Origin of the sequence: Treponema medium (assembly GCF_017161265.1) — a bacterium.
GTDB classification, from domain to species: Bacteria; Spirochaetota; Spirochaetia; order Treponematales; family Treponemataceae; genus Treponema; species Treponema medium.
This window is the reverse complement of sequence record NZ_CP031393.1, coordinates 765,953-785,931: the sequence shown is the minus strand read 5'-3', so window position 1 is coordinate 785,931 and position 19,979 is coordinate 765,953. Positions and strand designations below refer to the sequence as shown.

The 19,979-nt window shown below is 43.3% G+C and carries 14 protein-coding genes; 9 read left to right on the top strand and 5 right to left on the bottom strand.

Features of this window, described 5'->3' with window-relative positions; translation table 11 throughout:
* Nucleotides 1-4 precede the first annotated feature (4 nt).
* From DWB79_RS03515 to DWB79_RS03500, 4 genes are all read left to right on the top strand, one after another.
* A complete protein-coding gene (locus DWB79_RS03515; RefSeq protein ID WP_016522666.1) occupies nt 5-1,066 on the top strand; it encodes a hypothetical protein in 1,062 nt (353 codons plus the stop codon).
* 185 nt (nt 1,067-1,251) lie between these two features.
* The gene (gene vapB, locus DWB79_RS03510) at nt 1,252-1,482 is read left to right on the top strand and encodes a type II toxin-antitoxin system antitoxin VapB (RefSeq protein WP_016522665.1); all 231 of its coding nucleotides are present in this window, start codon (nt 1,252-1,254) and stop codon (nt 1,480-1,482) included.
* Nucleotides 1,482-1,889, top strand: coding sequence for a type II toxin-antitoxin system tRNA(fMet)-specific endonuclease VapC (gene vapC / locus DWB79_RS03505; protein WP_016522664.1), 408 nt, complete (start codon nt 1,482-1,484; stop codon nt 1,887-1,889). The genes vapB and vapC overlap by 1 nt, the downstream gene beginning before the upstream one ends.
* A 276-nt stretch (nt 1,890-2,165) precedes the next feature.
* Nucleotides 2,166-5,774, top strand: a complete 3,609-nt coding sequence (locus DWB79_RS03500) for a UvrD-helicase domain-containing protein (protein WP_016522663.1) — start codon at nt 2,166-2,168, stop codon at nt 5,772-5,774.
* A gap of 112 nt (nt 5,775-5,886) precedes the next feature.
* On the opposite strand, the gene DWB79_RS03490 is transcribed toward DWB79_RS03500, so the two are convergent.
* The 5 genes from DWB79_RS03490 to DWB79_RS03470 form a co-directional block, all read right to left on the bottom strand.
* Nucleotides 5,887-7,398, bottom strand: a complete 1,512-nt coding sequence (locus DWB79_RS03490) for a hypothetical protein (RefSeq protein WP_016522662.1) — start codon at nt 7,396-7,398, stop codon at nt 5,887-5,889.
* 122 nt (nt 7,399-7,520) lie between these two features.
* Nucleotides 7,521-8,060 carry a flavin reductase gene (locus tag DWB79_RS03485; RefSeq protein ID WP_016522661.1) on the bottom strand — a complete coding sequence of 180 codons (540 nt, stop codon included), beginning with the start codon at nt 8,058-8,060 and terminating at the stop codon, nt 7,521-7,523.
* Between the two features lie 29 nt (nt 8,061-8,089).
* Nucleotides 8,090-8,986, bottom strand: a complete 897-nt coding sequence (locus DWB79_RS03480) for a DUF368 domain-containing protein (protein WP_016522660.1) — start codon at nt 8,984-8,986, stop codon at nt 8,090-8,092.
* Between the two features lie 69 nt (nt 8,987-9,055).
* Complete coding sequence (locus tag DWB79_RS03475; protein WP_016522659.1) at nt 9,056-10,015, bottom strand: GGDEF domain-containing protein; 960 nt, start codon at nt 10,013-10,015, stop codon at nt 9,056-9,058.
* On the bottom strand, nt 10,015-11,004 hold the full coding sequence (locus tag DWB79_RS03470; protein WP_245541290.1) for a GGDEF domain-containing protein: 990 nt from the start codon (nt 11,002-11,004) through the stop codon (nt 10,015-10,017). The genes DWB79_RS03475 and DWB79_RS03470 overlap by 1 nt, the downstream gene beginning before the upstream one ends.
* A gap of 251 nt (nt 11,005-11,255) precedes the next feature.
* On the opposite strand from DWB79_RS03470, the gene DWB79_RS03465 reads away from it, so the two are divergent.
* The 5 genes from DWB79_RS03465 (at nt 11,256) to DWB79_RS03445 (ending at nt 19,965) form a co-directional block, all read left to right on the top strand.
* The gene (locus DWB79_RS03465) at nt 11,256-12,887 is read left to right on the top strand and encodes a Na+/H+ antiporter NhaC family protein (RefSeq protein ID WP_016522657.1); all 1,632 of its coding nucleotides are present in this window, start codon (nt 11,256-11,258) and stop codon (nt 12,885-12,887) included.
* Nucleotides 12,888-13,125: 238 nt separating this feature from the next.
* On the top strand, nt 13,126-14,616 hold the full coding sequence (locus DWB79_RS03460; protein WP_016522656.1) for a LamG domain-containing protein: 1,491 nt from the start codon (nt 13,126-13,128) through the stop codon (nt 14,614-14,616).
* Nucleotides 14,617-14,633: 17 nt separating this feature from the next.
* A complete protein-coding gene (locus DWB79_RS03455; protein WP_016522655.1) occupies nt 14,634-18,032 on the top strand; it encodes a tetratricopeptide repeat protein in 3,399 nt (1,132 codons plus the stop codon).
* Nucleotides 18,033-18,225: 193 nt separating this feature from the next.
* Nucleotides 18,226-18,873, top strand: a complete 648-nt coding sequence (gene deoC, locus DWB79_RS03450; RefSeq protein ID WP_016522654.1) for a deoxyribose-phosphate aldolase — start codon at nt 18,226-18,228, stop codon at nt 18,871-18,873.
* 189 nt (nt 18,874-19,062) lie between these two features.
* Nucleotides 19,063-19,965, top strand: a complete 903-nt coding sequence (locus DWB79_RS03445; RefSeq protein ID WP_016522653.1) for an amidohydrolase family protein — start codon at nt 19,063-19,065, stop codon at nt 19,963-19,965.
* Nucleotides 19,966-19,979 lie beyond the last annotated feature (14 nt).

Genomic DNA, 19,979 nt, shown 5'->3' with positions numbered 1-19,979 from the left:
AAATATGGAAATGATCGGAAATAATACTTACCAACTTCCTACTATTCAAGTTTTACCTGATACTGAAGAACGCAAGAATCGAAAAGAAATAGGTTCTGCAAATATGCTTATTAATCAAATTCCCAATATGATTACAGCAGAGCAGTTATCAAAATCTTACAAAGTTATTTTTCCTAAAGGCGTTACAGGAACATTAATGGAAATTAAAAATGGAGCAAATGCTGGTTTAAACACAACTAGTATAATTGGTGACTCTGGTAAAATTGTTGGACAAGGGGGATTGCAATCCTTATCAAATTTAGCATCTCCGTTAGCAGTTTTTTCAGTAGTTTCCATGATTACCGGTCAATATTTTATGGCTCAAATCAATCAATCGATAAAAACTCTTACAAAAAATATCGAAGAAGTCCAACGTCAGATTGATACAACACAAGAAGCTTTGATTTTTTCTTCAACAATCTTTCTGCAAGAAATAAAAAATGATTGGACTATAATCTTAGAATCAGAGTCTTATAAAAACTCTATTATTTCAAATATAATTACAACGATAAATAATCTAACTTCACAAATCTATTATTTTGAAAATAGATTAAATTCAAAAATTAATGAATTAAAAATATTGTTAGAAAAAAATAAAATAGCAGATAATTCACTGAGAAATGAATTGGAAAGAAATAAAGATTTCTTGAAACTTGCATATGAAACTCGAAGTTGTTTAAAATTGATTGTTCTTTTCTTATCTGCAAGTATTACAGAAAAAAATGCTGAAGATATAAAGTCAGCATTAAATACAGATGATGATATCCTCTTTTCAAACACGGTAAAACAGTTAGACTACAGAATTGATATTATAATTAATCAATTAAAAAATGCTTCAAATATAAAAATGCAACAACAATCGATTGAAATAAAATCAATAATTACAGGTATTAGAGAAATAACGCGGGATAGGTATAATAATTCTGTAAAAGCTAATATTGAAAGTACGATCGAAAATATAAGAGAGTTAGATTCTAAAGGAAAGACATTTTATATTGAGCAAGACAAATTATATATTGAAGAATAGCATAATACCGTTTTCAAAGCCGACAAACAGGACAAGTCCGTTTGCAGTTTAAAACAATGTTAGGTTGATGGTGCACACCGCCGCTTATCGTCAATAAAAAAAAGCTAAAAATGGATTTCATGACAAATAGAAGTTGACGATAATTTTAGCTCCGTATATACTATAATATATACGGAGGTGCTGGTATGGTTTATGCAAAAGTATTCACAAGTGGAAATAGTCAGGCAGTAAGGATACCGAAAGAATTTCATATTGATTTTTCTGAATTATGCATCAAGAAAATCGGCTCATCAATAATCTTAACACCAAAAGAAAGCAATTGGGAAAATCTTGAAAGAAGTCTTTCTGAGTTTTCTGATGATTTCATGACAGAAGGTAGAAGTCAACCGGCAATGCAAGAACGGGAAGTTTTTTAATGTATTTGCTAGATACAAATATCTGTATTTTTCTTATAAAGAATAAAAATCCATATTTAAAGAAAAAAATATTTAACTGTAAAAAAGAAGAATTATTTATTTCTTCCATTACAATTGCTGAGCTGGAGTATGGTGTTTCAAAAAGTCAATTTAGAGAAAAGAATCGTCATGCTCTTTTGAATTTTTGTTCCGATTTTACTAACATAATAGATTTTACGACCGAAGATACAGAAACGTACGGAATGATTAGAGCATATCTTGAAAATAAAGGAATTCCGATTGGACCTTTTGATACGCAGATTGCCGCTCAAAGTTTAGCAAGAAATCTTACTGTGGTTACAAATAATATAAGAGAATTTTCTAGAATTCCAGGACTAAAAGTCGAAGACTGGACAAAAGAAGAATAGCCCCCTAACCTTTATACAAGCAGATGCACTACAATGGTGCCACGTCGTAGACGATATGACTATTTTCAAACGATTCTTCATCAACTAATATTTCAATAAACAAAACACATCACGACAATCACCGTTTACACAAAGAACAGCAAATTTTATTGGAGCAAGTGTATTCTTATCTATCAATAAAAGCTATGCTATAATAAATCTAAGGAAACCCTCTAAAACCGAAAGTTTTTAGAGGTTCCCATCTCCACATCCTTCAAGCGTACGTGAGCAGAAAATATGATAGATATTTGCAAAGATTTAAACGAACATCAAAAACAGGCGGTAAAAACGGATGAAAATGCCGTTGTGGCGGCGGGCGCCGGTTCGGGCAAGACGAAGGTTCTGGCTAGCCGCTATGTATACCTGATTACCGAAAAAAATTATCAGGTTGAACATATCCTTGCCCTCACCTTTACGGACAAGGCGGCGGCGGAAATGCACCGGCGTATTTATCGGGAGCTGCAAAAGATGTATGCGGGAACCGATGATGCGGTACAACGGAGCCGTGCCGGCGCTGCATTGGATTCTTTTTTTAAGGCGCAAATTATGACTATCGATGCATTCTGTCATAAGATTGCCGTAACCGCATGCCGGCGCTTCGGTATCAGTCCCGATTTCACTATCGACCTTGCCGAATCGAAGCGACTCGCTTATAACCTTTCGCTCGATTTTTTCCTTGAACACCGCGCGGACACAAACCTGCAATATCTGCTCGGTGATAAACCGATTACCGATTTTATCAACGACTTCTTTGTCAAAATATTAAACGATTACGTTACGGTCTCCCGCCCGATTGATTTTTCTGAGGCCTTGCAGAATCAGCTGGCCGCTGCCGAACCATTATTTACCGGCTATCGCAAACAAGCCGAACGCATTCTCGGAGATATTGCCGCCCATCTTGAAGGAAACGATAAGTATATCAGTGCAGTAAAAGAAGCATACATGCAACTCCCCGAATTCCCGCTTACACTGACCGAGCCGCAGTGCCCTGTCTTTCTTGGACGGCTGAAAGCGATTTGCAGCGTTAAAAAAACGATGGGTTCAAAAAAGGATGAGGACGTAAAAGCGTGCAAGGCGCTCTGCGGTGAACTGAGCGAAAGCTCCGGCCGCTTGCAAAGTCTGTATCATTTTTATGCACACAAAGAGCAGATGCAAAAGATATACGCACTTTGTAGTGTTTTGCAGGAACGGTTCATTGCCGAAAAAAAGCGGAGAAGCATATTGCATTTCGGCGATATTGCTCAGCTTGCCGTTAACGCGCTCATCACCGATCCAGATTTGCGGCTCTTTTATAAAAAACAAACCCATCGGATTATGATCGATGAGTTTCAGGATAATAACAGCCTTCAGCGTGACCTCTTGTTCCTGCTTGCGGAAAAAGAAGCACGCACCGACCAATCGATACCGAAGCCGGATGAGCTGGTGCCGGATAAACTTTTCTTTGTCGGGGACGAAAAACAATCGATCTATGCGTTTCGGGGCGCCGATGTTTCGGTGTTCCGCACGCTATCGCAGGACTTGCGGCAAGGCGACTGCTCCGCTTCTATTAACCTGCAAACAAATTACCGCACTGAACCGGAACTGCTCAACTTTTTTAACAGCGTATTTATGCGGGTCTTTTATTCGGAAACCAATCAGCCTCTTATCGGTACCGTGCCTGCGTTTGAAGCGGAATTTATCCCCATCCTCAGCAGGGAGGCGGTTCCCCATTTAGCGCCTCAGACGGATATCTTCTTTATCGACAAAAAACGCTTTCCGAAGGGCGCCGACACCGCCTTCCTCAAACCGATTGAATGCGAGGCGTATACGCTTGCGCAAAAAATAGCCGCGCTCCATGACGAACACTACCTTGTATACGATGACGTCTCACAGGCTACCCGTCCCTGTACATGGTCGGATTTTGCCGTGCTGCTGCGCGCTTCGACGCATCAAGCAGTCTACGAGCGTTTTTTTCGTGCATTTAAAATCCCGTATATTTCCGTACAGCAAAAAGGATTGTTCCACGATGCGCCGCTCAACGATATCTGCGCCTTGCTCCGCCTAGCGGTGTATCCGCATGACAGAGCCGTGTATGCGCAAGTACTCCGCTCGCCGTTTGTCCGCCTCAGCGACCGCTCTTTTACCCGATTGATGCTGCATAGCCTTGAGCATACCACCCAACCTTTTGTTCCCTCCGCTGCCGAAGAACTGGATGCGGAAGACCGGCAATATTTCTTAAATGCCTGCACTCTTTTTGAGCGGCTCCAAGGCTCTATCAAAAAAAAGAGTAATGCCGAATTGATTACCGCACTGTGGTATGACGAAGGGTACCGGTACATATTGCTTACGGAGCCGCGCTACCACCGCTATCTGGAACTATATGATTACCTGTTTGCGCTTGCGGTAAAAGCGGATGCTGCGGGACAGAGCCTTTCGGCTTTTATCGACACGCTGATTTCGTATATTCACGCGGAAGAGCGGATTGAAGATATGGAAATTCCGCTCGAACACGGCGGCGACGCGGTTAAAATTATGACGGTACATAAGAGCAAGGGCTTGGAGTTTCCGATTGTCTGTATTCCCGACTGCGGTAATGCGGGAAAGTCTGAAAAGAAAGAAGGTATGGTCTTTTTGCACAAGGATTTAGGGCCGGTTATCCATTTACCGCCGGAAACAAAAAACGACCCTCCCGCCAATATCTTTTTTGAGGAACTTCGGCAGGAAGCAAATGCCAAACACCTCGCCGAAACAAAGAGGCTTCTCTACGTCGCCGTTACGCGAGCTAAGGTTCGGCTACTAATGAGCGGTGTGCAGGAAACTGACGGCGATATTGAGGAACTACCGGAAACACCCCGCGCTTTGGACGAAATCCGGCAACAGCTTGTACAACCTCAGAAGGAAGAAAATAACCGAAGTTTTTTTCAGCTCTTATTACCGGCGCTATCCGGAGATATCAACTGCGTGCATTTTACGGAAGTGTTACCGCTCTCCACCTCGACCGTACAGCACACCACGGAAGACCGGCAGCGCTTCAATCTTGATGAAACCCGTGCCCTATACCGGCAGGCTGCGGAAAAAAACTTTCCGCTTGCGGAGCCGCGCGTCATACCGGCAACTCAATTTGAAAAAGACCGGCAGTGGCTGCATTTAAGCGAAGCGCCGCTTGCAATGTTTCCAAATCAACATACCCCGACACAAAGCGTCGGGGTATGTTGTTCTCATAAGGTGGTTGCAGTCGGGCTTTCATACCCTTTATCACGGCGCAGAGCGCCGGGGTATGAAACCCTCCGCGCGAATCAGGAATTACAAGATATGGAACATTCACAAACGATGGCTCAATCTAAAACTATGAAACATACCGAATTAAATGAGCATATCGAGCAGGGCGACAATACCGGTGAAAAGGACGGCGATGAGCTTTCCTCCACCGAGTTCGGAACCTTGGTGCACAAGGCGATGGAAGCCCGCTTTTTAGACCGCCCGTGTACACTGCCTGCAAAGTACGCCCGGGAAGTGGAAAAACTGTGCTCTGCTTTTCTTTCTTCTCCGCTGGGACAAAAGGCCACAGAAGCCTCATTCAGAAAGACCGAATACGGCTTTTTAACCCTCTACGAAGGAAAGCTCGTCATAGGGCAAATCGATTTGCTTTTTGAATACGAAGATACCGCGTATATCATCGATTATAAAACCGACCAAAAAATCTATCCTGAACAACATCGAAGGCAGCTTTTAATCTACAAAGCTGCCGTAGAAAATTTCTATAAAATGGAAGGGTTCGGTCAAGACACCGGCGGGCAACAGTCACCTAAATCGGTTAAAGCCTACATTTTCTATCTTCGCAGCAAAACCGCTGTCGAGGTAGTGTAGAGGCGGGCGGCGTTCGTGTCCTTTGTTGCGGCGCAAACTTAGGGCATCTCTAAAAGCTATACTTGAGTTTTTAGAGATACCCTAAACGCTCCTCATGAATGAATTGCCGACATTAGAACTTGCCGCCGCCGAGCTTAAAGCTGAGGTTATAGCCGATGGAGCCTTTACTGTGTGACGAAGGACTCAGCGGATACGAGAATATCGGGCCGGTACTCATCTGTACAAACTTAAATATTCTCCAGTTAAGGCTGAGTGTTGTAAGCCCTTCAAGCTCGCTGATTGCGAATTGCTGGAACAAATTTGCCGTCAAATCTTCCGTGCCGATCTTGTTCTGAGCTACTGTAAAGGCGATATAATGCTGACCTCGGTTTCCCATTGCGGCGATATTCTCATATTTTTTGAGCGAAGGATCGGTAAAATTTTTTTTGTTCAAAGCATCTGCTGCGCTATCAGCAATACGGTCGGTGGCCTTTGTGTTTGCATAGCCGAAGCCGTTATAGTAATATTGGAATGCAATTGTTGTATGTGAGTTCTCATTTGAATACGAGCCGCCGAGCGTCGCTTGGAAAAATGGCTTATTCTTTACCGTATACGGCGTCAGTACATCATCGTCTTTATAATAGGTATAATCGCTGCCCCATGCAAATACGCCTTCCGCAAAGACGGCAACCTTTCCTGCGATACTGCCGGAGAGGGTTGTAATAAACCGCGGAGCCTTTTCATAACGATACCAACCGCCGACACCCAACTCCCAGTCGCCGAACACAAACTCTGCCTTTGCAGCACCCGCCGTATACTGCGGCTTAAACGTTTCCGTGTCGGGCAGCAAATACAACCATATATTGTACTGCGTCTTAGGAATAACAATATGTGTCCGCAGTGAAACGGGTCCTTCCCGGTCTTCGGTCGGTTTTTGAGGGTCTATCCGCGAAATATTGATAACATCAGCAGGGCTGTAAAAATAGCCGGTTCCCCACTTCACCGTATGTTTTCCGAACCGGAAAAATGCAATATCCTTTGTCGAGAAATCGGTATACAGTTCCCAAATTTTAAAATTCGGTGAACCGTTTACACTGATAGGATATCCAAATCCATTTCGTGGAAAATTTGGTATGGTCTTTAGAGCTGGATACTGCTTCAAAATCTCATCCATTTGCTCTTTTGTGATACTTATTGTTCCGTTCAAACTCTTTTCAAATGGGAATTCAAAGATGAACTTACCGTACAACTTTAAGTCCTGTATCGGTCGCGCATCAAAAAAGAGGTTTGCACCGATTGTCGGCTGCAATACCGCCTGTTTGGGATTTAAAAAAGCCTCTTTTACATTGCTCTTTTTTGTGTACGGATCAGCCCATACATATTTAAGCCCCAATTCAGCGTTTAACGAACCGCCGATACGCAATTTATTGCTTTCGAGTGCGAGTGTTGCGGTTTTAAGATCGCCCGTTAGGGCAATGCCGTTTTTTTGAGTTTCGGCGTTTGCCTGCTCCGGTGTAACGAGCGCTTCGGTATCGCCGCCGAACAGCTCATCTTCAAGACTGCCTGTTTCAGTTTGTGCCGCGTCCTGTGCAAACACGGCGCTCAACAGCAGTACCATAAAAACTAATGCACTTATTTTTTTCATAAGGACCTCTTGAAAATTGTCGGGCATCTCTAAAAGCTCAACCGCTTTTGAGAGATGCCCAGCTGCCATTTAAAACCGCATAACGGCTGTCCCGGTTACATACCGGCGCCCATCGGCAGTACCTATTTATGGCGAAGGTAGGCATCGCGGATTTCGCAGAAATAGACGTAGTGAAAATCTTTCTTGGGATAACAGTCGATAATGACCTGCGGATCTAAAAACAAATCCATATCGAACTGACTCCGGTAGAGTTTCCGGCATGATACGGTAAGTATGGCTTCCTCAAATCCGATAACGGTATTGTCGTGGAATACCGGTGTAAGCCCTGCGCTGGCAGCTTTATCTTCATCTCGACCCGACACGGTACCGCATATTTTAAGGGCTTCGCACATTTTTTCATCGGCAGTATCCAAAAAGGACACGCTCAAGTAATCTTCTTCTTCGGCAAATACCGCGGTATGCCGCTGCGGTCTAATAAACAAAGCAGCCATCGGGCGGTTCCATAGATGCCCCATCAATGCCCACGATGCAGTCATAGTATTCCACTCGCCGCGCTCCGTTCCGTGTCCGGCGCTGACGAGTACACCATGTTTAGCTAACGCAGAAAAAGGCTTAATCACCTTGTCTACTAATTCTGATGTTACTTGTAAAGATTCAAACATACATTCCTCCCACTGAAAAAGATATACGATTATTCCTCATCTGCGGCATCTTTCTGCTGTTCCATTGCTTCTCGCCTCGAAAAGAACGAAACAGCCGCGTAGCCGATAACACATACTATTCCGGAAATAACCCGCATCGTAAAAGGCTGGCAGCTGGTACTCGAATAGAGATAGAGTATCGAACCCGCAACCAAGCCGAGAATAAAAGCATACATCGGCGCAGGGAAACGTTCCAACAATACGGCAATCATCCGTGCTCCGAATACCAACCCTGCTCCAACGCCAAGCGCAATAGGTATAAGCAATAGCATATTAAAGTCTGCGACTGCTTGCAGTACTGTCGGATACACGCCGAGAATCAACAACACAAACGAGCCGGAAATCCCCGGAATCAGCATCGCAACCGCAGCTAAAGCTCCCATTACCACTAATTTTGCCGCAAATGGCAGCGAAAAGGCGGTAACAACGGCAGCAGCTTGTACACCGCGGCGCTGTAAGAAAAACATTCCCAGCATCAGCGCAAAACCGGCAACTCCGCAGCATAGCGTTCCATACAGCCATCTGGATGCCATAGAACCGTTTTCTGCAACTGCATCGACAGGAATACCGGCACGAGCCTTTCGGAATAAAAACGGTATGCTCCCGACCACAACCCCGATAAAAAAGGCGCTTGTCTGTGCCGGATACGCACGGTATAGCAGCGTAATCACCTTTGCAAACAGCACAATTCCCGCACCGATTCCCAAGGCAAGGCTTAGTATATCCTGCCAAGCCTCTTTTATCCGTTTAAGATTAAGTGAACTCAATATGATTAGTTTATCGTAGACATTACAAATCACCGCAATCGTACCGCCGGAAACTCCGGGTACAACATTGGCAATGCCGATGAATACTCCCACACCGAAGAGCTTTAGAAGTGAAATCATACCGTATAAACCTTATATTTTTTCATATTGATACGACTTGATATGACAGCTCCGCGTTTTTGTACTGTACTAAGCCGTGCATACACGGTTTCGTCCCTGCTCTTTTGCACAGTATAGCGCTTCGTCGGAATGCTTGAGTATATCCTGCACATTATCGTTATGGGCGCAGGGAACTAAGCCGATTGAACAAGAAACCGCCAAATCGGGATGTTCGCTAAATCTGATAGCGTTTACTCCCTCACAGACATTTTGGCAAAGCGTTTCAGCTCGTTCAAAATTTCCTCCGACAATAAAACAGAACTCGTCACCGCCGTACCGGATCAGCGTATCCTGATGGTCAAAGGTTTTCTTAAACACATCGGTAATTGCAAGTAAAATGCTGTCGCAGAACACACTTCCGTAGGTCTTATTCAAGGTGCCGAAACGGTCGATATCCACCATTGCAAAACTGGCGCCGGTAGTTTCCGTGTTTCGGCGGATAAGGTTTCCGATATTATCATCCAAATAACGGCGGTTAAAGAGCCCTGTAAAGGGATCGGTGATGGCGCGCTTCTTAGCTTCGTCACCCCACTGAATAACCTGCGTTAAAAAGCTGTTTGTCCGCAAGAGACGGGAAACCGTACTTGAAAGCATTTGCTGTAGGATAGAAACAGCAATAACAGGGTCGTTTACAATAATCTGCGAAAAATCCCGTGCTTTAAGCATAAAGCAAGAAGTATTTTCCACCGCTGTACAAGAAGCTGAACGAGCTGTTTGCTCCAGCAGCGACATTTCACCGAAAAAGTCTCCGGAACGCAGCCTGCCCAGTTCGATATTTTCTTCTCCCGATTTTACCGAAATCGATATGCATCCTTGCACAATAATAAAAAGCTCCGAACCGATTTCACCTTCATACACGAGGGTCTGTCCTGCCTCTACTTCGCAATAAAAGAGAGATGAAAGAACAACTCCCATTTGATTAGGTGTTAAGCGTGAAAAAAGAGAAGTTTTCCGCAAAACTTCAAGCCACCGCTGTTTTACTTCGAGCATTATATATCCTCCGGAAATAAAATCATCGAACCGCCGCGTTGTCTACCTATCAATGGTATACCGGAACATCGTGTTACAATATCGGTGTAAATTTTCCCGTGCTGGGGGAAGAGGACGATACCGAGACTCATACTTAAAAAGATTTTCTCTCCATTAAAAAGATGAGAAAGATCTAACGTTTCCAACTCATGTTTGATTTTTTCTGCAAATGTTCGAGCAGACTCCTTATCGGTATACAGATGGGTAAGGACTGCAAATTCGTTCCCTTCGTAACGCACCAAAATGGTATTTTCCGAAAAGGCTTTTTTTAGATGACCGGCAATAAAGATAAGCGCAGTATCGCCTGCTTCATGACCGAAACTGTCGTTGATCTGCTTAAAGTTATCCGGTTTCATCATAATGAGTGCAAAAGGTCCTTTGCAAAATTCTGTAAACGATTCCTCTAAATAGGTACGGTTAAAGAGACCGGAAAGCTTGTCGCTGTATACCTGATTTCGCAGCTCGCGTACAACCGGTGAATTCTCTTTAATGAGCATATTGGCGGCTCTGGTACGTTGAGAGGTGAAAATCAATAATGATTGAAAGAGATGTGCAAGTATCCGCGGATTATCGTGGAATAAGGTTTCAAGCGGAACCCCGCCTTTGGGAAATTCTAAGACACGGGCTTGTTTACGCGCTATTGCGTAGGCATCATGCGGTTTACCGGTCAGCAAGGCGATTTCGCCGAATAACTCCCCTGCAACAAATTCAGCCAACGCAGCCTTTTTATCGGGAGCAAGGACTTCCGCGCTACCGTTCAGTAACAGATATACCTTCGATCCGTTCTCTTCAGGGGTGAATATTACGCTGCCATCTTCAAATTCATTTACTTGACAGTGCATCATAATTTCGTCTAGTTCAATGTCAGTCCAGCCGGAAAAGAATGAGGTTTTCTGTAAAAACGTTTTTGCTTGAACAGTCAAGTCCGCTGATAATGGTATTTCTTGCATACCCTGTACTATATCATAAAACGAACAGGTAGTCATTAATAGAGAACGCAATTTTTTATGATAAATATGTTTTCTGATTTATAGTATGGATTATAAACTTATTTTCCAGCTCCAAGTATACCCCCTACTGTACAGATATCAAATATATGTTACAATACTTTTTCGGTTATCTCTAAACAGTTGGTTAGATTTTGGAGATTTTCTCTTCTTTTGCTTATCTCAACCCTGATAAAAAGGAGTCTTTTATATTTATGGATCACTTTGGAATATGGGGGATCATACCACCCGTTTTAACTATCGCGCTTGCTTTCATCACAAAAGATGTTATCGTTTCGCTTTTCTTAGGAATCTTATCCGGCTGTCTAATCGTTGCCGGAGGAAACCCAGCAGCTGCACTTATGAAAGTAACGGATCTACTTGCCGGCTCCTTAGCAGACGGTTGGAATATCCGTATCTTTCTATTCTGCGGATTGCTCGGCGCACTGGTCGGTATGTTATCAAAAACAGGAGCGGCACAGGCATTTGGATTATGGATGTCTAAGAAACTGAAAAACAAAACCGCTTCTCAGTTTGCAACGTTTATTTTCGGCTTAATCGTTTTTATCGATGACTATTTCAACTCTTTAACGGTTGGAACTGTTATGCGTCCGATAAATGATCAACATAAGGTACCGCGTGCAAAGCTTGCGTATATTCTGGATTCCACCGCCGCCCCTGTGTGCATTTTGGCGCCTGTTTCAAGCTGGGTTGTTACCGTTATGTCTATCGTAAGAAATTCCGAAGGATTCAGTAAACTGGGTATGAGCGATTTTGAATTTTTTATCCGCGCTATTCCGTACAACCTTTACGCACTGACGACGATTCTGATGATTCTTGTCATCATCTTTTTTAAATCGGATTTCGGCGCAATGAAAAAATCCGAGGACTTAGCAAGAACTTCCGGTCTCCTCTGGAACGAAGAACTCTATGGCGTTATCTCCGGCGACATTCCCGAAGAGCAGACAACCCGTGCAAAGCCAATCGATATGCTGCTGCCCATTTTGCTTCTTATTGTTTTTGCCATTGCCTTTTTTCCCGCCGTTTCGTGGATTAACGCAATCGACGGCATCACAATTACCACTATATCGCAAGCAGCCGCATCGATGAGTCTCCGCGACGCCTTTATCAATACCGATTCTTCCTATGCGCTTTTTTACGCTATTATTTTTACCTTAACCGTTACATACATTTACTATCTTGCACGTCGCCTTATGAATCTGAAAGAAGCAAGTGAAGCTGTCCGCGACGGTATAAAATCTATGGTTCCCGCCCTTATTATCTTGACGATGGCATGGTCAATCGGAGCGGTCATACGCTCATCTCCTACAGACGGCGGTTTGGGACTGGGACGTTATCTTTCTGAGCTGGTTGTGAGCAGTTCCTTTCCGCTGTGGATACTTCCCGCTATCGTCTTTGCGCTGTCAGCAGTTATCGCATTTGCAACCGGTACCAGCTGGGGTACGTTCGGTATTATGATTCCGATTATTATGCCGATAGCTGTCGGGTTAACGGAAAACGCCGGATTAGCGCAAAACACCGCGTTTAATGCCGTCTTTATTTGTATTTCAGCCGTTCTCGGAGGAGCTGTTTTCGGAGACCATGCGTCCCCAATTTCAGACACAACGATTTTATCTTCTACCGGAGCAGCCTGTCCGCATTTGGAGCATGTTGCAACGCAAATGCCCTATGCGCTTTTCGTTGCAACTTGTTCGTTAGCAGGTTTTATCACCGGCGGAATTTTTATGAATATCCTTTCTGCATGGATTGCTGTGTTAGTTGTGTTTACCGGCGGTATCATTATTTTGCCGAAGATAACGAAGGTTCATTTTCAGCCGTCAAAATAATACGACTATAAAACACTACGAGGTTGAACAGCCTGTATTATGCTGCGGAGACGCGAATACTGTACCTCCTGATACAGTATTCGTGTTAAGTTTTGACTTGGCAAAACTTGTTACTACGTGGAATTACCACGTTCCGTAGTAGTTCTGATGTGTTTGCCATGGCGCTTTCCTTTTCCGGTCTATTAAAACTTTCTTAAATGATATATACTTTTATCCGATAATTGAAACGATGATGTGTATGAAAAAAATTTTTGCAGCGCTATTTTTTTTCTCAAGCATTCTCACTGCTTCGTTTACCGGTAATGCGGTATTTGAATTAGGCGGAAAGCACGGGTGGGGAATGCTCCAGTATACAGAAAATATACAGATGTGTCCGGGAAAATACGGGAATCCCGGTATTTCGCTCAGCAGCAGTGTCCCAAAGATAACGCAGGAAACCGATCTTTATCTCAATTTCGATTCTCCTTCTATCGTGGAAGAGACCAGTTCCTATACGGTTGTCTCCTCAAATATGCGTTTTGCAGGTGCTGAACAAGCAAAGCTCGGAGCCGGTGCTGCAATGTGCAGCCCTCATATCAAAACGGCTGGTTTAGTTTTAAAACCTCAAAAAGGATCTTTTTTCGGAGGTGAAAGTTCTGCCGGTTCGTTTACGATTGAGTTTTGGATTGCACCGTCGGTTACCGAAAACGGTAGTATTATTCTTCAATGGTATTCCTCATATTTTGAAAGAGAACGCTTAACTGATCAACATATTATCGCACAGATTATTCAGAATAAGCTGCAATGGAATTTTTTTAACATTTGGCAAGATAAATACAATAACGGTATTTCCATTCAGCTAAAGGGTCGCACTAATTTAATTCCTTCCCAATGGTCACATCACCTGATTACGTATGATGAAGAAATTGGACTATTGGAATACCGGATGAACGGGCATACGGAAAATATTGTCTACATTACCGAGAATGGGCGAGAAAGCGATGCCGTTTTATTGTCAAAAATGGGGCATGCAGCGGATCTTTCAATTGGTGTGCAGTATTCGGGAATGCTTGATGAGATGAAGATAACGAAACGGTTTGTTGAACAGCCGACTTTTTCCGAACAAACTGCGTTGTTTGACCGGTATCATCTTAACGGCGGTCGTTTTGAATCTCTGATTATTGATTCAGGCGGTTCTCTGTCCGAGGCAAAGATGCTGACTGTTTCTGTGGATACGCCGGTACAAACGGATGCGGTGTTTTTTATTCGCTCCGGCGAGAACCGCTATACATGGACGGATACAGAGCCTGCATGGAAACCCGTACACAGCGGGCAGGCAATTACGGGAATGCAAGGACGGTTCTTTCAAATTGCAGGAAATTTATATCCGGATGCAGAAGGACAAAAAACGCCGATTATACATTCCATCAGTCTTGAATATGAAAAAGATTCCGAACCGTTGCCGCCTGCACGATTATTTGCAGTACCGAAGGACGGCGAAATAGAGCTGTCATGGACGCCGTCAATTGATTTTGATGTAAAAGGTTATATGATTTATTATGGAGAGCGCCGAGGAGAATATTTTTCGGCAGGCTCACCTCTGAATGTGGGTAAAGTCCTTTCTTATCGCATCCCGAATTTGCATAATGGTAAAATTTATTTTTTTGCCGTTGCCGCCTATGACGATGAGGCGGGTACGCGGGTGGGGACGTTTTCTCAAGAAGTATGGGCAAGACCGCGAAAGGAATAGTGGTTTTTAGAGGAACTATGTCGGAGTCACTTGATTTTATCTTTGAACGTGCAAATTCAGCTTTAATTACTCAAGACTTTGAATATGCCGAACGGTTATTGACCAATGTGCTGAAAAAGCATCCGGACATATTGCCGAACGACAAGGAAAAAATTGAGAATTTGTTAGCGCGTATTTATGGAGATGAAGGGAACCTTGAACAGTCGCTTGCTGCCTATCTTCGATTATATGAAAGTGCTCCCGATAATATTGAACTGATGCTGAGCCTCGGTCGTATCTATCGGCATCTGGAGCGTTATGAAGATGCGCTTCATATATTAGAAAAGGCACAAGCGAGTGGCGGCGATACCGATGAAGTATTGTACAGCTTTGCAAAAACCTATAAAAAGATGGGCGACTATGCGAAAGCTGCCGAGTATTTTTCCCGCGCAATCGAAGTCAAACCCGACCATGCCCACGCCTATGACCGGCTTGGCAATCTTTATGTTTTAACCGGTGAAACGGATAAAGCAATTGAAATATATAAACAAGGTCTTCGTGTAGACGCTAATCATCCTTATTTAAACTTCCACCTTGCCGGACTTTTGCGTCAAGAAAAGCGGTATGAAGAAGCAATTGTATATTACAATTCGGCGCTTCGTGTTAATCCTGCATGGGGAGAAGTGTTAGCGGGTATCGCTGCTACGTATTTAGAGTTGGATCAACTTGATGATGCGTTGAATACTTATCGCTCGCTGCTTCGTGTAAGCGGCGAAAACGCTCCGCTTTATACTGAACTCGGTGCTCTTTTTGAAAAGAAACAGCTTCAGCAGGAAGCCGAACAATACTATTATGATGCATTGGCAATCGATTCCGGATACGCCCCTGCGGCACTTGCCCTAACGAATCTTTTAGAAAAAAAACAGCGGTATAACGAAGCGCTTCCGATCTTGCTCGCTGCAGAAGCCGCTCCGGTAAATGCCGACAATCATGTACTACGACTTAAAGCCATTCAAATGTGCATGTATGCTAAAGATTATGCAAAGGCTCATGAGCTTTTTGGACGGTTGGATACGGAGCACGATAATAGTCTCAATGCGCTTAAACTGCGGGGACAACTGTATGCCCTTACAGGCGAGGTTGAACAAGCTGAAGAAACATTCAAACAAATATTAAAAACAGTGCCGTCCGCGATAGAATTTCGCCTAGAACTTGCCGAACAATATCTTTTGGCACATAAATATGAAGAAGCCAAGGAGCAGCTTAAACTCTTCTTGAGGCAAAAGCCGAACGACATTTCTGCACTGATGGCATTAGGCAGAACCGAAGAATTGCTGAATAATCCGCAGGCTGCATATCAAGAATATCAAAAAGTACTCGAATTAAAGCCGAATGCTATTGAAGCTCACTCCGCTCTTTCGCGGTTATTTCAAAAACGGGGAGATACTCTTGAGGCTTTAAAAACGGCAAATGAGATTCTTAATATGCAGAGTGGCGCCGAGTCGGATGAACCTGAACAGGATATGGCAGCCTCGCTCGATCTTTATGAGCAGGCGGCAGAAAACTATATAGCGGATCCGTTGTTAACCAAAAACCTTGAACAGCTAAAATCCGATGATTCACATCTTTATATTTCTCCGGCCGAATTGAATCCGGAGCCAAAACAGAGTATCCCTTCATTGCGGGATATATCAATGTCCGAACGGGAGCTTCCTTTTGAAATGCTTATCGAAGGAACTGAAGAGATAAAAGAACTTCCGCCGGAAAAAGACGATGTTTCTATCAGCGGTATCCAATTAAATGGTACCCAACAATCGGATATATCTGCTCAGTCCGCATTTCCTTCTTATTCAGGCTCGGTATCTGCACCCCACACGTTCGGCGCAGGAAATTCCGATACTGCCGGTTTTACTGCAGCAGGGAATAGCGCTGGCGGTGTACCGCAAACAAGAAATAACTTACCAAATGCTCAAGAAGATGAAGCCGCCAATGAGACATTTGCTTCACCTGTCGATGAACTGTATCTTAATCCCGATCATTTTGAAAATAATACCGCCTTTGGTGTAGGCAGTGTTTCTCAAAAAAATGTACAAGCACTGCATAAACGGCAGGAACTTCTTCGAGATGAGGTAATACAGGATCGGTTAAAAGAGCTGGATACTTATGGTACGACAATCGGTTTTTTGCAGGATGTTATTTCTGATATTGATAAACAACTGGACGAAAACCAATATGCGCAGGCGGTCGAGGTTTTGGCTGAAAGGATTGCCGAAAATCTGAGCCGGAAAATGCCGCTTCAATCGACCGTTGTAGAAAAAGAATCTGAGGAACAACCGGTTCAATCGGAACAGCAAGTATTGCAAGAATCGGTGGAAACGTCTCAAGCAGCAACAACAGAAAGCACTATAGAAGAGGAATCCGAGGCAGTAACAGCAGCTGGAGAAGCCGAGGTCGTCGCAGAAGAAGACACAGAAAGAGCAGCCGCCACCACAGAAGAAGCCGAAGACTCTGCCGTCACAGCAGCAGAAGAAGAAGAAGAAAATACTGCCGCTGCAGCAGAAAAAGAATCCGAAGACACTCCCGCAGAAGAGGAAGCCGTTGCAGTAACAGAAGGGGATGAATGTCTACAGATTGCCGAACCACAGGAAACTTTCCCTGATACGGAAGAAGATCGTGTGCCGGTTGATAAGGATGTATCGGTGAATGATGATAGTGTTCAGGTTGTCGAAACTGCGGAAGAAGATATTTTTGGCACCGAGGAAAATCAGGCAATTTCGCTTGAAACCGAAACTGTTCCGATCGATGAAATAATGGAGCAAGATCATGCCGAAGCGGTTACAGAAGAAGCAGCGGAGGAAGAACCTGTTGATGTTCAATCTGATTTCAATCAAGAAGAAGGTGCAGAAATTACCGTTGATACTGATGAAGATGCTGCTTCCGAAGATTTGGAAAGTGAGGAAGAATATGAGCCAAGTAATAACGAAGCTCCGTTTGTTCTTGATCAAGAACAGCAAAACCTTTTATGGTGCCATGCAAAACATCAGATTAAAAACTCGCCTTCATTTGAACAATACCTTAATACAACCGACCCCGAACAGCTTGCTCAGTTGTTCTTGTATTTACGCGATTTAGTCATCTATCTTCCGCAGGAAGAACTTGACATTTTCCTTAACAGCAGTGAACGAATACAGATTTATTATATTATTGCCCGGTTGTCGGGTGAACTGGGACTTAAAGAACGTGCGAACCTTATTAAGGAAACTTGTAGCTTTGTAAGTACTCAGCAACCGTATAATGATGTGGCGGTGTTTAAATTGCTGAGTTATTTACGTGATTTAAGCATTGAGTTGCCGGATCAGGAATTAGGAACAAGAGTAAGACAAGAATTGGAACAATTAATAGCGAATATGTCGGCGGTGTTGCCTGACTTATCATAAGATAAAAAGATGTCGAATAGGTGTCTATTGGGCATCTCTAAAAACTCGATTAGATTTTTAGAGATGCCCAACGAGTTTTTATTTAAGTCTTTATAATATAACGACTTAAATAAAAACATCGCAAATTACATCTAAGGAAAACCTCTAAAAACTGAAGTTTTTAGAAGTTCCCTATTATTTTTAGGAGAAGAAAATGGAGTTGAATAAGTATATTGATCATACTTTATTAAAGCCGAATGCTGTAGAGTCGGAAATTATTGCATTGTGTAAGGAAGCGAAAGAATATCATTTTGCTTCAGTTTGTGTGAATCCTTGTAATGTCGCACTGGTAAAAAAAGAGCTTGCGGGTTCCGATGTTATGACGTGCAGCGTTATCGGCTTTCCGTTTGGCACGCAGACAACCGAAGTAAAATGTGCTGAAACCGATCAGGCTTTAAAAGATGGCGCCAACGAAATCGATATGGTGATTAATATCGGAAAACTGTTGGAAGGCAATACCGCGTATGTTGAAAAAGAAATCGCTGCGCTTGCCTCGCTGTGTCATGCAAAAAAAGCGCATTTAAAAGTAATCGTGGAGACCTGCTATTTGTCCGAAAAGGATATTGCGAATGTCTGTGCTGCGGTTGAACAAGCCGGAGCTGATTTTATTAAAACTTCTACCGGTTACGGTTCGCGCGGAGCATCGCTTGAGGATATTGCATTATTTAAAAAATACCTTAAAAAAGACACAAAGATTAAGGCTTCCGGAGGTATCCGCAGCCGCGAGGATGCGCTTAAATATATAGAAGCCGGTTGCTCAAGGATTGGTACCAGCAGCGGCATCAAAATAATTAATGGGTAACCTCTAAAAATCTGATCGAGTTTTTAGAGATGCCCAAGGGATAAATTATGCGCCGTTAATGGATATTTTGCTGTATTACAGTAAGACTGTCACATTCAAGATTTTTCGATATTCACCGATAATTACACTGTCGGCTTGTCGGAATATGTATATGTCGGATATCAGTAGAGGCGCAAAAAGGGTTTTAGAATGAAAGATATTGAGTATTTAAAATCGCGACCAAAGTCGGATACGCATAATCACCTTAACTTGAGCATGAAATATGAACGCTACAAGCATTGGGCAGGTATTGCTATTCCGAATTTTCCCCGTAAAATGACCGGTCTCGATGAAATGCACATGGTAATCGGTACTTATACCCGCCCTCGTTGTCAAACGGCAAAAGATGTTAAGGATCTTTTTGAAATGTCCATTCAGGATGCGATTGCCGATAACGTTGTCTGGCTGGAAACGTCCGTCGATATAAATTTTCTAAAACATTATGATAACAACCTAGACAAGTTTTTATCCGATATTTCGGGGCTTGTATCAAAGTACAAAAAACAAATTGAAATACGTCCCGAAGTGGGTATTTCGAAAACACTTGACCGCGATTTTATCCGCACATGGGTATATCCACTCTTTGAAAGTAAGATATTCAATAATGTTGACGTATATGGTCCCGAGGTTTTTGACGGCATTGAGGATTTTGTCTATATTTTTAAGCTCGCCGAAAAATATAACATAAAAAAGAAAGCGCATGTCGGAGAATTTTCTGATGCACAATCTGTCCGCCGCTTTGTTGAGCTTTTTAATTTGGATGAGGTGCAGCACGGCATCGGAGCCGCTTCCGACGATTCGGTGCTGAAATTTTTGGCAGACCGCAAAATACGCTGTAATGTGTGTCCGATGAGCAATGTGATGCTGAGCGCAGTACCGAGTTTAAAAGAACACCCCATCAAAAAAATGATCGATGCGGGTATTCCAATCGGACTTGGCACCGATGATCTGTTATTCTTTGGTAAAACAAACAGCGATCAGCTCTACGATATGCTGAAATGCGGACTGATTACGGATGCCGATGCTGAAATGCTGATGGCAGTACGGGGCTAAATCGGTATATCGCT

Coding starts and splice junctions, on each gene's coding strand:
- DWB79_RS03515 (WP_016522666.1), top strand. CDS start 5: ATGGAAATGATCGGAAATAATACTTACCAACTTCCTACTATTCAAGTT.
- vapB (WP_016522665.1), top strand. CDS start 1,252: ATGGTTTATGCAAAAGTATTCACAAGTGGAAATAGTCAGGCAGTAAGG.
- vapC (WP_016522664.1), top strand. CDS start 1,482: ATGTATTTGCTAGATACAAATATCTGTATTTTTCTTATAAAGAATAAA.
- DWB79_RS03500 (WP_016522663.1), top strand. CDS start 2,166: ATGATAGATATTTGCAAAGATTTAAACGAACATCAAAAACAGGCGGTA.
- DWB79_RS03490 (WP_016522662.1), bottom strand. CDS start 7,398: ATGAAAAAAATAAGTGCATTAGTTTTTATGGTACTGCTGTTGAGCGCC.
- DWB79_RS03485 (WP_016522661.1), bottom strand. CDS start 8,060: ATGTTTGAATCTTTACAAGTAACATCAGAATTAGTAGACAAGGTGATT.
- DWB79_RS03480 (WP_016522660.1), bottom strand. CDS start 8,986: ATGATTTCACTTCTAAAGCTCTTCGGTGTGGGAGTATTCATCGGCATT.
- DWB79_RS03475 (WP_016522659.1), bottom strand. CDS start 10,015: ATGCTCGAAGTAAAACAGCGGTGGCTTGAAGTTTTGCGGAAAACTTCT.
- DWB79_RS03470 (WP_245541290.1), bottom strand. CDS start 11,004: ATGCAAGAAATACCATTATCAGCGGACTTGACTGTTCAAGCAAAAACG.
- DWB79_RS03465 (WP_016522657.1), top strand. CDS start 11,256: ATGGATCACTTTGGAATATGGGGGATCATACCACCCGTTTTAACTATC.
- DWB79_RS03460 (WP_016522656.1), top strand. CDS start 13,126: ATGAAAAAAATTTTTGCAGCGCTATTTTTTTTCTCAAGCATTCTCACT.
- DWB79_RS03455 (WP_016522655.1), top strand. CDS start 14,634: ATGTCGGAGTCACTTGATTTTATCTTTGAACGTGCAAATTCAGCTTTA.
- deoC (WP_016522654.1), top strand. CDS start 18,226: ATGGAGTTGAATAAGTATATTGATCATACTTTATTAAAGCCGAATGCT.
- DWB79_RS03445 (WP_016522653.1), top strand. CDS start 19,063: ATGAAAGATATTGAGTATTTAAAATCGCGACCAAAGTCGGATACGCAT.